The following is a 12,179-nucleotide window of genomic DNA, read 5'->3' as shown; positions in this document are numbered from 1 at the left end:
CTCAGAGCTGGAAGCGGTACCCCATGCCGGCCTCGGTGAGCAGGTGGCGGGGGGTGGCCGGTTCCGGCTCGAGCTTCTTCCGCAGCTGCGCGATGTAGAGGCGCAGGTAGCCGGTGTCGGTCACGTGCGTCGGACCCCAGATCTCCGTGAGCAGCATCTGTCTGGTCACGAGCTTGCCCGCGTTCCGGATGAGCAGCTCGAGCACCTGCCACTCCGTCGGCGTCAGACGGACGGTGGCCGGGGACGCACCAGCGGTCTGCTTGGTGACCTGCTTCGCGGCGAGATCGACGACGATGTCGCCGAACCGGACGGTGGGTTCGGCCTCGGCGCCGGGGACCCGCCGGGTGAGGGCGCGGATCCTCGCGAGCAGTTCGTCGATGGCGAACGGCTTGGTCACGTAGTCGTCGGCTCCGGCGTCGAGCGCCTCGACCTTGTCCGTCGAGCCGGCACGCCCGGACACCACGAGGATCGGCGCGTCGGTCCAGCCACGGAGGCCCTCGATCACCTGCCGTCCGTCGAGCCCCGGCATGCCGAGGTCGAGCAGGTACAGGTCGGGGCGGTGCGTCGTCGCGGCGTTGAGCGCAGCGGTGCCGTCCTCGGCCGTGATGATCTCGTAGCCCCGGGCGGTGAGGGTGATGCGCAGGGCCCGGAGGATCTGCGGGTCGTCGTCGGCGATCAGGATCTTCATCGAGCGGTCCCCTCCTGATCACGTGCCGCCGGCAGTGACACCACCATGGTGAGGCCCCCACCCGGCGTGTCCTCCGGTTCGAGTGTGCCACCCATCCCCTCGACGAAGCCCTTCGACAGCGCGAGTCCCAGGCCGAGACCGGTGAGGTTGTCGGTGTCGCCGAGGCGCTGGAAGGGGACGAACACGTCCTCCCGCCGGTCGGGCGCGATCCCCGGGCCGTGATCGACGATGCGGATCTCGACGGCGTCGCGGAAGCCGCTCGTCGCGATCCGGACGGGGGTACCGTCGGGGCTGAAGCGCTGCGCGTTCGTCAGGAGGTTCACGATGACGCGCTGCAGCAGGCCGGTGTCCGCGAGGACGGGTGGAAGGTCGGGTGCGAGATCGAGCTCGGCGTCGTGCGGCCCGATGCCGAGCTCGTCGAAGGCCGGCAGGATCGCGTCCTCGACGTCGATCGGCGCGACGGTCACGGCGAGGACACCGGCCTGGAGGCGACTGACGTCGAGCAGGTTCGTGACGAGGGCCGCGAGCGTGCGCAGGCTGTCGTCCGCGGTCTCGAGGAGGTCCTGGCGGTCCGCCGTGGTGAGCTCGACGTCGGTCGCGCGCAGGCCGGTGACGGCGGCGGTCGCGGCGGCGAGGGGGCGCCGGAGGTCGTGACTGACCGCCGAGAGCAACGCGCTCCGCACCCGGTCGGTCGCGGCCAGCGGGCCGACCTCCTGGGCGGTGGCGCGCAGATCGGTGTGCTCGAGCGAGGCGTCGAGTTGCGCTGCGATGACGGCGAGCAGTCGGCGGTCGGACGCGGCGAGCACCCCGCCGTGCAGTTCGAGCACCGCGCGGGTGCCGATCGGGATGCTCGTGAAGTCGCCTCCGCGGGTCGGTTCGCCGTCGACCGCGAGGACCTGCTCACCCGCGACGAGGCGCACGCCGGCGAGCGAGAATGACTCGCGGGTCCGGCTGACGAGCGCCTGCAGGGCACCCTCGCCGCGGAGCACGCTGCCCGCGACCGTCGCGAGCAGCTCGGACTCCGCGGCCGCGCGCCTCGCCGTGCGAGCCCGCCGCGCCGAGAGGTCGACGACCCCGCTCACGATCACGGCGATGACGACGTAGAGCACGAGCGCGACGAGGTGCGCCGGATCGTCGATGGTCACGGTGTAGAGCGGTTGGACGAAGACGAAGTCGAGCGTGACCCCCGACAGGACGGCCGCGAACACCGCCGGCCAGAACCCGCCCACGAGCGCGACGAGCACCACGAGGAGCTGGTAGGACAGCACCTCGCTCGTGATCGACTCCTCGGTGCGGGCGAGGTGGAGGAGCCAGGTGACGAGCGGCCCGCCGATGAGCGCGAGCGCGAACCCCGCGATGTGGCGCCGTGCGCTCAGGGCGCCGCCGAGCTTCGGCAGTCGGAACCGCCCGCCCGCCGCCTCGTGGTTGACGATGTGGACGTCGATGTTGCCGGACTCGCGGATGACCGTGTTGCCGATGCCGGGCCCCGTGACCGCGGCGGACAGGCGACTGCGCCGGCTGACGCCGATGACGAGCTGCGTCGCGTTCGCCGCCTTCGCGAAGTCCACGAGCGCGCGCGGCACGTCGTCGCCGACCACCTGGTGGAACGTTCCCCCGAGGGTGTCGACGAGTGCTCGCTGCTGCGCGAGTGCACCAGGGTTCGCGGTGCGGAGGCCGTCCTGCGTCGTCACGTGCACCGCGATGAGCTCGCCACCGGAGGAGCGGGCGGCGATCCGGGCGCCGCGCCGGAGCAGGGTCTCGCCCTCCGGGCCGCCGGTGAGGGCCACGACGACCCGCTCGCGCGCCTCCCAGGTGCTGTCGATGCCGTGCTCGGCGCGGTAGTCGCGGAGGGCGGAGTCGACCTCGTCGGCCAGCCACAGCAGCGCCAGCTCGCGCAGTGCCGTGAGGTTGCCGAGGCGGAAGTAGTTGGACAGGGCGGCGTCGATCCGCTCGGCCGGGTAGACCCGGCCGCCGGCGAGCCGGTCGCGGAGGGCCTGTGGAGCGAGGTCGATGAGTTCGATCTGGTCGGCCGCCCGCAGCACGGCGTCGGGGATCGTCTCCCGCTGCGGCGCCCCGGTGATCTGCCGGACGACGTCGTTCAGCGACTCGATGTGCTGGATGTTCACCGTCGAGAGCACGGAGACACCGGCGGCGAGCAGGGCCTCGACGTCCTGCCAACGCTTGTCGTTCGTGGAGCCGGGGGCGTTCGTGTGGGCCAGTTCGTCGACGAGCGCGAGTCCGGGGCGGCGTGCGAGGACGGCCTCGAGGTCCATCTCGTCGAGCGTCACGCCCCGGTGCTCGACACCCCGACGCGGCAGCGTCTCGAGCCCCTCCGTCAGGGCGGCGGTCGCGGCCCGACCGTGGGTCTCGACGACCGCGACGACCACGTCGACGCCCTCCCCGGCGAGGCGGTGCCCCTCCTCGAGCATGGCGTAGGTCTTGCCGACCCCGGGGGCCGCGCCGAGGAGCACCCGGAGTCGTCCGCGCTGCATGGTGGTCAGTTCTCCTGGAGCATGGCGCTCTGCCTGCCGACCCCGGGGGCCGCGCTGTGTCGTCCGCGCTGCATGGTGTTATCCGTCCAGTCCTGCCACGGCGAGGTTGAGCTGCAGGACGTTGACCGTGGACTCCCCAAGGTAGCCGAGGTCGGGGCCCTGCGTCAGGCGCTCGACGAGGGCTCGGACCTCACCCTCGTCGAGGCCGCGCTCGGCGGCGACGCGGGGCACCTGCAACAGCGCGTAGGCCGGGCTGATGTGCGGGTCGAGGCCGGACGCGGACGCCGTCAGCGCGTCGGCGGGGATGCTCGACGGATCGACGTCCTCGAAGGCGGCGATGGCCGCGCGGCGCTCAGCGATCGAGGCGACGAGGTCGGTGTTCTCCGGCCCGAGGTTGCTGCCGCTCGACGCCCCGCCGTCGTAGCCGTCGCCGGCCGCCGACGGACGCGACTGGAACCACTGCGGCAGCGGCTTGCCGTCGGCGTCGGTGAACGACTGTCCGATGAGCGCCGAGCCGACCGTCTTGTCACCCTCGGTGACGGCGGATCCGTTCGCCTGCCAGGACATCGTCGCCTGTCCGATGCCGGTGACGATGAGGGGGTAGCCGACGCCGAGGACGACGGTGAGGGCGAGCATGGCCCTGATGGCGACCCAGTACTGGGCGATGCCGCTGCGGGATGCACTCATGATGATCTGTCTGCTTTCGTGTGCTGGGTGGTGCGGTGCTGGGGAGACGGGACGGGTTCCGGCTCAGAAGCCGGGGATCAGGGTGACGACGAGGTCGATCAGCTTGATGCCGATGAACGGCGCGATCACGCCGCCGAGTCCGTAGACCAACAGGTTCCGGCTGAGGACCTTCGAAGCGCTGAGCGGTCGGTACTTCACCCCGCGGAGGGCCAGCGGGATCAGGATGACGATGATGATCGCGTTGAAGATGATCGCCGAGAGGATCGCCGACGCGGGGGAGTGCAACTGCATGATGTTGAGCAGTGCGAGCCCCGGGAACACCCCGGCGAACATGGCCGGGATGATCGCGAAGTACTTGGCGACGTCGTTCGCGATCGAGAACGTCGTGAGGGCACCTCGCGTGATGAGCAGCTGCTTGCCGATCCGGACGATGTCGATGAGCTTCGTCGGGTCGGAGTCGAGGTCGACCATGTTGCCGGCCTCCTTCGCAGCGGAGGTGCCCGTGTTCATCGCGACACCGACGTCGGCCTGCGCGAGCGCCGGAGCGTCGTTCGTGCCGTCACCGGTCATCGCGACGAGGTTGCCGCCCTCCTGCTCCTTGCGGATGAGCTCGAGCTTCTGCTCGGGCGTCGCCTCGGCCAGGAAATCGTCGACTCCGGCCTCGGCGGCGATCGCCTTCGCGGTGAGCGGGTTGTCACCCGTGATCATGACCGTGCGGATGCCCATGGCGCGCAGCTCGGCGAACCGCTCCGCGATGCCGGCCTTGACGACGTCCTTCAGGCGGACGACGCCGAGCACCCGCGCGGTGCCGGTGGTGTCGGTCTGCGCGACGACGAGCGGGGTGCCGCCGCCGGCGGACACCGCCTCGACGTGCTCCTGGAGCTCGGCGCGGGTCGCCTCGGCGAGGGCACCGAACGACTCCACCCAGGCCAGCACGGCCGAGCCGGCACCCTTGCGGATCTGTGCGCCGTCCGGCTGGTCGAGGCCGCTCATGCGGGTCTGCGCCGTGAACGGGACGATCTCGCCGGCCCCGGACCCGTCCAGGTGGATGCCACGCTCGGCCGCGAGGTCGACGATCGACTTGCCCTCGGGCGTCGGGTCGCTGAGCGAGGACCGGGCTGCGGCCTGCGCGAGCTCCTCCGGCGTGACCCCGCGGAGGGCGATGAACTCGACCGCCTGCCGGTTGCCGTAGGTGATGGTGCCGGTCTTGTCGAGTAGCAGGGTCGTGACGTCGCCGGCGGCCTCGACCGCACGGCCGGACATCGCGAGCACGTTCCGCTGCACGAGTCGGTCCATGCCGGCGATGCCGATGGCCGAGAGCAGGGCGCCGATGGTCGTCGGGATGAGGCAGACGAGGAGGGCGATGAGGACCGGGACGCTGACGGGAGCCGCCGCGTAGGAGGCGATCGGGTTGAGCGTGAGCGCGACGACCACGAACACGATCGACAGGCTCGCGAGCAGGATGTTGAGCGCGATCTCGTTCGGTGTCTTCTGCCGCGCCGCGCCCTCGACGAGGCCGATCATGCGGTCGACGAAGGTCTCGCCCGGCTTCGAGGTGATGCGGACGACGATGCGGTCGGACAGCACGCGGGTGCCGCCGGTGACGGCGCTGCGGTCACCGCCGGACTCGCGGACGACCGGGGCCGACTCGCCCGTGATCGCCGACTCGTCGACCGAGGCGATGCCCCAGACGATGTCGCCGTCGCCCGGGACGAGCTCGCCGGCGGTCACCACGACGACGTCGCCGAGGGTGAGGTCCGCCGAGGAGACCTGGCCGATGGCGGCGTGCTCCGCGGACGGGTCCGCCGAGGCGTCGTAGGCCGTGACCTGGTTCGCCATGGTCGAGGTGCGCGTCTTGCGGAGGCTGTCGGCCTGCGCCTTGCCGCGTCCCTCGGCCACGGACTCAGCGAGGTTCGCGAAGACGACCGTGAGCCACAACCAGATCGCGATGCCCCAGGTGAACGACGCCGGCACGGCCGAGCCGCCGGACTCCTGCGCACCACCGAGGAACGGTTCGGCGATCGCGAGGACGGTGGTCAGCGCCGCACCGACCTCGACGATGAACATGACCGGGTTCTTGACCATGAGCCGCGGGTCGAGTTTGCGGAGGGCGCCCGGGGTCGCGGCGAGCAGCTGTGCCGGGCCGAACGCGGCCTTCGCGGGCTCGTGGTGGTGGTCCTGCTCCTGCTCGGGTTCCGCCGGGGCGGGAAGCGTGTGCGTGGTGGACATGGTTTATGACAGCCCTTCCGCCAGGGGACCCAGCGCGAGTACGGGGAGGTAGGTGGGTGCGGTGATGATCACGTGGTGTGCGTCGTGGACGTGGCTCATGACAGCCCTTCCGCCAGGGGACCCAGCGCGAGTACGGGGAGGTAGGTGGGTGCGGTGATGATCACGCGGTGTGCGTCGTGGACGTGGCTCATGACAGCCCTTCCGCCAGGGGACCCAGCGCGAGTACGGGGAAGTAGGTGAGTGCGGTGATGATCACAGCGACACCGGTGAGGAGGCCGACGAACTGCGGCCGGTTGGTCGGGAGCGTCCCGGCGGTCGACGGCACCCGGTCCTGTGCGGCCAGCGAACCGGCGAGCGCGAGGACGAGCACGATCGGGACGAAGCGGCCGAGGAGCATGGCGACACCGAGCGCCGTGTTGAACCACGGGGTGTTCGCCGTGAGGCCGGCGAAGGCGGAACCGTTGTTGTTGGACGCGGAGGTGAAGGCGTAGAGGACCTCGGACAGGCCGTGGAGGCCCGGGTTCCAGATCGACGTCGTCTCCACGTCCGAGCGGACGACCGGGATGGCGAAGCTCAGTGCGGTGCCGGCGAGCACGAGGGTCGGCGTCACGAGGATGTACAGGCTCGCGAGCTTGATCTCCCGCGGGCCGATCTTCTTGCCGAGGTACTCCGGGGTCCGGCCGACGAGCAGCCCACCGATGAACACGGCGATGACGGCGAGCACGAGCATGCCGTAGAGGCCGGAGCCGACGCCACCGGGGGCGATCTCGCCGAGCATCATGTTGATCATCGGCATCATGCCGCCGAGTGCCGTGTACGAGTCGTGCATCGAGTTGACGGCACCCGTCGAGGTGAGCGTCGAGGTCGAGCCGAACAGCGTCGAGGCGAAGACGCCGAAGCGCTGCTCCTTGCCCTCCATCGCTCCGCCGGCCGCCATCGGTGCAGCTCCGAGGCCGCGGGCTTCGAGCGCCGTGAGGATCGAGAACGAGGCGAGGAAGATGACGCCCATGACCGCGAGGATCGTGTAGCCCTGCTTGTGGTCGCCGACCATGCGGCCGAAGGTGCGCGGCAGGGAGAACGGGATCGCGAGCATGAGGATGTTCTGCACGAGGCTCGTCCAGGCGGTCGGGTTCTCGAAGGGGTGCGCGGAGTTCGCGTTGAAGAACCCGCCGCCGTTCGTGCCGAGGAGCTTGATGGCCTCCTGCGAGGCGACCGGTCCGCCGGGGATCGTCTGCGTCGCGCCCGTGATGGTCGTGACGTCGGTGAAGCCGTTGAGGTTCTGGATGGTGCCACCCGCGATGAGCACGACCGCCATGACGACGGAGAGCGGCAGCAGCACGCGGAGGGTGCCGCGGGTGAGGTCGACCCAGAAGTTGCCGATGGTGCCGCTGCGGCGACTCGCGAACCCGCGGACGAGGGCGATCGCGACGGCGATGCCGACGGCCGCGGAGACGAAGTTCTGCACCGCGAGGCCCGTGAGCTGCACGGTGTAGCCCATCGTGACCTCGGGGGAGTACGACTGCCAGTTGGTGTTCGTGACGAAGGACACGGCCGTGTTGAACGACAGGCCCTCGGGGACGGCGGGGAGGCCGAGCGCGAAGGGCAGGACGGCCTGGGCGCGCTGCAGGGCGTAGACGAGGAGGACGCCGACGAGCGAGAAGGCGAGCACCCCGCGGAGGTAGGCCTGCCAGGTCTGCTCGGAGCGGGCGTCGACACCGATCACACGGTAGAAGCCGCGCTCGACGGCGAAGTCCTTGCTCGAGGTGTAGACCCGGGCGAGGTACTCACCGAGCGGACGGTAGAGCAGCACGAGGACCAGGACGAGGGTCGAGACCTGGAGGATCGCGAAGAGGGTCTGCATCAGAACCTCTCGGGTTTCACGAGCGCGTACACGAGGTACACGACGGCGGCGACGGCCAGGACGGCGGCGAGGAGTTCGAAGACGATCACAGTCTCTCCACTCCCCGGGCGACGAGGCCGACCAGAGCGAACACGGCGATGACGCCGAGCACGTAGACGAGGTCGAGCAAGAGGACTCCAGTGGGTGCGTGGTGCGGGTGCGTGGTGCGGTGTCCCGTTCGGGACAGCTCAGAGCCAACACCCGTCAACGACCTCCGACGGCGGTCCTCACGGTTTCCATACGCCTTCCGCGTGGATCCTCACGACCTCCCTACGGTGCGTGTCGTCCACAGCCCGAATGCCGCCAGGCTCCTCGGCACGTCTCCGTCCGTTACGCTGGAGTCATCATGATCAGCCCGTTGCCGAAAGGCGCGGGCTGATCTTCTGTTCGGGCGTCGAATCCCGAGGCTCGAACGCCCACGCGCGGGCGGGGTTGTCGCGGGTGATCGTCGACACCGCTTCCGCGCCGAGGGCCTGCGTCAGCTGCGGTGCGACGGTCGTCAGGAGCGCCGCCGGACCGTACTCCTCCGGCCGCGCGCGGGAGGCGGACGTGGTCGTGTCGGCGCCGAGGAGCAGGGCGGGCAGGTGTCCGTCGTCGATGAGGATCTCGAGGATCCGCGCCAGTCGGGAGTACTCCATCGGGTGGCCGGGCGACGGCGTGTCGAGGCACACCCACGCGCCGGAGCGAGCCGCCTCGAGGATCTGCTCGACGTGAGGGTTCCGGCCGAGATGCCCGAGGACGACGGACCTCGGGTCCACCTCGTCGGCGTCCAACGCCGCCAGGACGAGGTCGGCCGCCGTTCCCTGCTCGAGGTGCACCGCGATCGGCACACCGGTGGCGTGATGCGCCATCGCGGCGGCCCGCACCGCGTCCCGCTCGTCCTCGGCGAGGCGGTCGGGGCCGACACCGATCTTGATCAGTCCGCACCCGTGCCGGTCGACGTCGTCGATGAACGCCGCCGCGAGCTCGTCGGCCGAGCGCGCGGGTTCCGCAGCGCCGTCGGGGTAGACGCGTCGCAGGTGTCGTCCGGTCGCCGCCACGACGTGGACCCCTGTCGACGCACTGATCCGCCGGAGTGCCGGGAGGCCGCGTCCGAGGCCTCGAGGCGTCCACTGGACGACGGTCCTGCCGCCCGCCGCTGCGAACCGCTCGACCGCGGTCGTGGCGTCAGGCTCGTCGACCAGGTCCTGACCGACCAGGACCGGTGTCCGTAGGAAGAGGTGGTCGTGGGAGTCGACCACGCCCGCGGTGGCCGGGTCGATGTCGCTGAGCACCGTGCGGATCACCCGGGTCTCGAGCCGCACCCGGGTCACCGGGCGTCGGCGTCGAGGTCGGTCGCCGGTTGTTCGGCCGCCGGTGGCTCGGTCGCCGGCTCGGGGAGGAGTCGCAGGGCTGCCATCACCCGGGGCAGCCCGACATACGGCACGAGGTGGACGAGCGCCTCGGCGAGCTCCGTCCGGGTCATCCCGATCCGGAGCGACGTCGTGAGGTGACCGCTGAGTTGCGGGTCGACACCGCCGAGCGCCGTCAGCGCGCCGATGATGAGCAGTTGTCGGTCGCGCGGGGTCAGGCCGCCGCGCTGGTAGGTGCCACCGAACACGGCGCCGACGATCCACTCGTCGAAGCCTGGCGCCGCCGCATCGACCGTCGCGCGCCAAGCCGCGGTCGTCGTCTCGTCCTGCAGTTCCGCCAGTCGTTCGCGGCCGGCCGCCACATCGAACACCTCGTGCATCGTCTCTCCCTGCATCATCGCCCCTCGCTCGTCCCGCTTGTAACGGTTGACACGTTACACTCGAACCGTGACGACCGACCCCGACTTCCGCTTCGACGGCGGAGCCACCTGGCTGAACCTGCTCGCCACGCAGGGGCAGAGCTTCGGAACGCGGCCGGTGGAGCGGATCGGGACGCCCGAGGCGGGGCGGCGGTGGCTCGGCTTGGTCGGGTTCGGGGTGGGTGACGAGCTGAGCTCCGACGATCTCGACCGCCTCGTGCGGCTGCGGGAGGCGCTCCGCGAGCTGGCGATGGCGGCGGTCGCCGGGCGCGAACCGGCCTCGGTCGCTCTCGCGCAGGTGCGTGGACACGCGTCAGGGTCGGCCGGAGCGCTGTGGAGTGGTCCCGCTCAGGCCGGCGTCACGCTCGACGCGGCGCTCGCCGCGATTGCCGTCCAGGCGCTGGTCATGCTGCAGGGGCCTGACCGGGAGCTGTTGCGTCAGTGCGCCGAGGTCGACTGCCGCTGGGTGTTCCTCGACACCTCCGGCAGGCGGCACTGGTGTCCGTCGCCGGCCTGTGCCAGTCGGGGCCGTGTCCGCGCCCACCGCGCGCGGCAGGCCGCCCCGAGCGTCGACTGACTCAGGCCGACCCTCCTCCGCGACGTGCAGTGCCCGCGATGCTCAATGCCCGAGCGTGCGGGCGTGATCGGGCACGTACCGGTACCGTTCCCGCGCGGGTCGCTGATAGGTGTCGGAGCCCGGTCGGTCGGGGATGTCGATGGGCTTCGGGTCGCGGTGTTGATAGGGGACCTGCGAGAGCAGATGGGCGATGGCGTTCAGTCGGGACGCCCGCTTGTCGTCGCTCTCGATCGTCCACCAGGGTGCGTCTGCGTGGTCGGTCGCCTCGAACATCTCGTCCTTGGCCCGCGAGTAGTCCTCCCAGCGGGTGATCGACTGGAGGTCCGTGTCGGACAGTTTCCACCGACGCATGGGGTCGTCCAGTCGTGAGCGGAAGCGCTGCTCCTGGACGTCGTCGGAGACGGAGAACCAGTATTTGACGAGGATGATGCCGTCCTCGACGAGCATCCGCTCGAACACGGGGGTCTGCCGCAGGAAGAGCCGGTGCTGCTCGGGGGTGCAGTAGTCCATGACCCGTTCGACACCGGCGCGGTTGTACCAGGAGCGGTCGAACAGCACGATCTCGCCCGCCGTTGGCAGGTGCTGGATGTAGCGCTGGAAGTACCACTGACCACGTTCCTGCTCACCGGGTGTCGGCAGGGCCGCGACCCGGGCAGCCCGTGGGTTCAGGTATTGGACGATGCGCTTGATCGCGCCGCCCTTTCCTGCGGCGTCTCGGCCCTCGAAGACCACGACGACCCGTGCGCCGGTCTCGATCACCCAGCGCTGCATTGTGACGAGCTCGATCTGCAGTCGTTCCAGCTCGGCCTCGTAACGGTCCTTGCGGATGCGTTTGGGTGGTTTGGTCCGGTTCGGAGTCTTCGCCATGCTTCGTGTTCCCGTCCGTCCCCGCGAGGACCAGTTCGGCGCCTGCTCGGTGCGATGGTGCAGTGCTCGGTGCCCGCCCCGGCGAAGCGGTACTCACGCTCAGCCTGCGCCTGCCGACCGATATCCGTGAGGGCGTGTCATCCGTGCGCCGACAGGCGTATAGTCACGCGCGCGCTGCGATCAGTCCGAACGGGTCAACCCGTCGCGGAGGGCGACGAGGTGGGTGCGGCTGCGGTCGAAGGCCGCGGTGGTATCGCGATCCACGACCGCCTGAACGATGTGCTCGTGGACGAGCTGGTCGTGGTCCGTCCCCGGCTCACCGCTGAGCCGGAGCATCTGGATCATCGCCTCACGACTGCGCTCGGCGAAGGTGTCGAACAGTTCGGTGAGGATCTCGTTCCCGCTCGCGGCGACGATGCTCCGGTGGAGCGCCGTGTCGGCGTCGACCCGCCCCTCGATGGTCGCGCGATCGGTGTTGCGGTGGGCCAGCGCTGCCCGGATGGCGGCCAGATCGGACGCCGTGTGGCGTTGTGCGGCGAGGGCTGCCGCTTCACACTCGATGGCGATGCGCGCCTCGATGACCGAGCCGATCGCGGTCCGCAGGACGAGTGCGTCCCAGTCCTGGACCGGCGTGCGCGCCTGGAGGAAGTTCCCGGATCCTTGGCGGGTCGACAGCACGCCCTGGCCGGCCAGCTGGCGGATCGCCTCGCGCATCGTCGACCGGCCGACACCGAGCTGCGGTGCCAGGGTCGTCTCGCCGGGCAGCTTCTGGCCGATCTCCCACTCACCGGCCTGGATGCGCTGCAGGAGCAAGCGTGCGACCTGGTCGGAGAGTGATTCGCGGTGCACGGTGTCCATGTGTCGATCATAGTCCTCAGCTTGTCTGACAAGTTGTGTTAGCGTTGCCGCGTGATCCACGCAGACTCCCGACTCTCCACACCCGCCGGCCCCCTTCCGTCCTCCGCGCC

At 70.4% G+C, this 12,179-nt stretch carries 11 protein-coding genes; 1 reads left to right on the top strand and 10 read right to left on the bottom strand.

What is annotated here, in order from left to right; translation table 11 throughout:
* Position 1: 1 nt before the first annotated feature.
* From B9Y95_RS12155 to B9Y95_RS12120, 8 genes are all read right to left on the bottom strand, one after another.
* Entirely contained in the window at positions 2-688 is a 687-nt protein-coding gene (locus B9Y95_RS12155) for a response regulator (RefSeq protein ID WP_085512101.1), read from the bottom strand.
* Positions 685-3,180, bottom strand: coding sequence for a sensor histidine kinase (locus tag B9Y95_RS12150; protein WP_085512100.1), 2,496 nt, complete (start codon positions 3,178-3,180; stop codon positions 685-687). Before B9Y95_RS12150 ends, B9Y95_RS12155 begins: the two co-directional genes overlap by 4 nt.
* A gap of 78 nt (positions 3,181-3,258) precedes the next feature.
* Positions 3,259-3,867, bottom strand: coding sequence for a potassium-transporting ATPase subunit KdpC (gene kdpC / locus B9Y95_RS12145; protein ID WP_085512099.1), 609 nt, complete (start codon positions 3,865-3,867; stop codon positions 3,259-3,261).
* A 63-nt stretch (positions 3,868-3,930) separates the two neighbouring features.
* Positions 3,931-6,096 carry a potassium-transporting ATPase subunit KdpB gene (gene kdpB, locus B9Y95_RS12140; protein WP_085512098.1) on the bottom strand — a complete coding sequence of 722 codons (2,166 nt, stop codon included), beginning with the start codon at positions 6,094-6,096 and terminating at the stop codon, positions 3,931-3,933.
* A gap of 187 nt (positions 6,097-6,283) precedes the next feature.
* Positions 6,284-7,957, bottom strand: coding sequence for a potassium-transporting ATPase subunit KdpA (gene kdpA, locus B9Y95_RS12135; protein WP_085512097.1), 1,674 nt, complete (start codon positions 7,955-7,957; stop codon positions 6,284-6,286).
* On the bottom strand, positions 7,957-8,046 hold the full coding sequence (gene kdpF / locus B9Y95_RS12130) for a K(+)-transporting ATPase subunit F (RefSeq protein ID WP_056009336.1): 90 nt from the start codon (positions 8,044-8,046) through the stop codon (positions 7,957-7,959). Before kdpF ends, kdpA begins: the two co-directional genes overlap by 1 nt.
* Positions 8,047-8,346: 300 nt before the next feature.
* Positions 8,347-9,300: a phosphotriesterase family protein gene (locus B9Y95_RS12125; protein ID WP_200811402.1), complete on the bottom strand. Its 954-nt coding sequence runs from the start codon at positions 9,298-9,300 to the stop codon at positions 8,347-8,349.
* Between the two features lie 5 nt (positions 9,301-9,305).
* Positions 9,306-9,746, bottom strand: a complete 441-nt coding sequence (locus B9Y95_RS12120; protein WP_234994089.1) for a carboxymuconolactone decarboxylase family protein — start codon at positions 9,744-9,746, stop codon at positions 9,306-9,308.
* Between the two features lie 49 nt (positions 9,747-9,795).
* Between B9Y95_RS12120 and B9Y95_RS12115 the strand changes: the two genes are divergently transcribed.
* Positions 9,796-10,344 (top strand): CGNR zinc finger domain-containing protein, encoded by a 549-nt coding sequence (locus B9Y95_RS12115; RefSeq protein WP_085512095.1) that lies wholly within the window; start codon positions 9,796-9,798, stop codon positions 10,342-10,344.
* Between the two features lie 42 nt (positions 10,345-10,386).
* Here B9Y95_RS12115 and ppk2 read toward each other — a convergent pair whose 3' ends face one another.
* Both ppk2 and B9Y95_RS12105 read right to left on the bottom strand, forming a co-directional pair.
* The gene (gene ppk2 / locus B9Y95_RS12110) at positions 10,387-11,211 is read right to left on the bottom strand and encodes a polyphosphate kinase 2 (protein WP_085512094.1); all 825 of its coding nucleotides are present in this window, start codon (positions 11,209-11,211) and stop codon (positions 10,387-10,389) included.
* A gap of 180 nt (positions 11,212-11,391) precedes the next feature.
* On the bottom strand, positions 11,392-12,069 hold the full coding sequence (locus B9Y95_RS12105; protein ID WP_085512093.1) for a FadR/GntR family transcriptional regulator: 678 nt from the start codon (positions 12,067-12,069) through the stop codon (positions 11,392-11,394).
* Positions 12,070-12,179 lie beyond the last annotated feature (110 nt).

The sequence above is a fragment of the Plantibacter flavus genome, from assembly GCF_900177615.1.
Lineage (GTDB): Bacteria > Actinomycetota > Actinomycetes > Actinomycetales > Microbacteriaceae > Plantibacter > Plantibacter flavus.
This window is presented reverse-complemented; position numbering and strand designations above follow the sequence as displayed.

Coding starts and splice junctions, on each gene's coding strand:
- B9Y95_RS12155 (WP_085512101.1), bottom strand. CDS start 688: ATGAAGATCCTGATCGCCGACGACGACCCGCAGATCCTCCGGGCCCTG.
- B9Y95_RS12150 (WP_085512100.1), bottom strand. CDS start 3,180: ATGCAGCGCGGACGACTCCGGGTGCTCCTCGGCGCGGCCCCCGGGGTC.
- kdpC (WP_085512099.1), bottom strand. CDS start 3,867: ATGAGTGCATCCCGCAGCGGCATCGCCCAGTACTGGGTCGCCATCAGG.
- kdpB (WP_085512098.1), bottom strand. CDS start 6,096: ATGTCCACCACGCACACGCTTCCCGCCCCGGCGGAACCCGAGCAGGAG.
- kdpA (WP_085512097.1), bottom strand. CDS start 7,957: ATGCAGACCCTCTTCGCGATCCTCCAGGTCTCGACCCTCGTCCTGGTC.
- B9Y95_RS12120 (WP_234994089.1), bottom strand. CDS start 9,746: ATGATGCAGGGAGAGACGATGCACGAGGTGTTCGATGTGGCGGCCGGC.
- ppk2 (WP_085512094.1), bottom strand. CDS start 11,211: ATGGCGAAGACTCCGAACCGGACCAAACCACCCAAACGCATCCGCAAG.
- B9Y95_RS12105 (WP_085512093.1), bottom strand. CDS start 12,069: ATGGACACCGTGCACCGCGAATCACTCTCCGACCAGGTCGCACGCTTG.